We start from the raw sequence: 1,125 nt of genomic DNA, 5'->3' as shown, positions 1-1,125 counted from the left end.
GCACTGGCAGAGTCGGGTCCGACGGGATCAGGGTCGGTGAAGGGGGCGGACAGCAGGCCATGGGCGAGGTCTTCGCGGGTCGGTACGAGCTGGTGGACCCGATCGGGCACGGCGGGGTCGGAGCGGTGTGGCGGGCGTGGGACCGGCGCAGGCGGCGCTACGTGGCCGCGAAGGTGCTCCAGCAGAGCGACGCCCACGCGCTGCTGCGCTTCGTCCGGGAGCAGGCGATGCGGATCGACCACCCGCATGTGCTGGCCCCGGCGAGCTGGGCCGCGGACGACGACAAGGTGCTGTTCACCATGGACCTGGTGCGCGGCGGATCGCTGTCGAACCTGGTCGGGGAGTACGGCCCGCTGCCGTCGCGGTTCGTCTGCGTGCTGCTCGACCAGCTGCTGGCCGGGCTGACCGCGGTGCACGCGGAGGGCGTCGTGCACCGGGACATCAAGCCCGCCAACGTCCTGTTGGAGGCGACCGGCACGCGCACCCCGCACGTACGGCTGTCGGACTTCGGGATCGCGATGCGCAAGGGCGACGCCCGGCTGACCGAGACCAACTACGTCGTCGGCACGCCCGGCTACTTCGCCCCGGAGCAACTGCTCGGCGTCGAGCCGGACTTCGCGGCGGACCTGTACGCGACCGGCCTCGTCGCGCTCTACCTGCTGGGCGGCCAGAAGCCGGACGCGCAGGCGGTGCAGGACCGGTTCCTGGAAATGGGCATGCCGCCGGCGCCGCTCGGCGTACCGGGCCCGCTGTGGCAGGTGGTCGGCACCCTGCTCCAGCCGGACCCGTACGCGCGGTTCCGTACGGCGACGGGTGCGCGCAAGGCGCTTGCGGCCGCCATGGAGCTGCTGCCGGAGGCCGCGCCGGGCGAGGAGCCGGTGGAGATCTTCGACCAGATCGGCCCGCTGCCCCCGGGCTTCGGGCCGGAGGGGCCGGCCGTCGCGGACCGGGTGGTCACCAGCCCGGTGACCGTAGATCTGTCCGGCCCGCCCGCCGAACCCGCCGCGCCGCAACCGGCGTTCCCGTACCCGCCGGCCCAGGAGCACGCAGCCCACGACCCGTCGGCCCACGCCCCCGTGGTCCCCGGCCCGGCAGCTCCCGACCCCGCGGCCCAGGACCTGCACG

At 74.4% G+C, this 1,125-nt stretch carries 1 protein-coding gene; it reads left to right on the top strand.

Annotation, left to right across the window (positions count from 1 at the left end; genetic code table 11):
• Positions 1 to 59 precede the first annotated feature (59 nt).
• On the top strand, positions 60 to 1,125 hold a 1,066-nt coding region (locus AC13HU_RS37505; protein WP_483046477.1), incomplete at its 3' end, for a serine/threonine-protein kinase.

It is taken from the genome of Streptomyces sp. NH27, assembly GCF_056859195.1.
The sequence above is the reverse complement of the archived record's forward strand: the minus strand, read 5'-3'. Positions and strand labels throughout refer to the sequence as shown.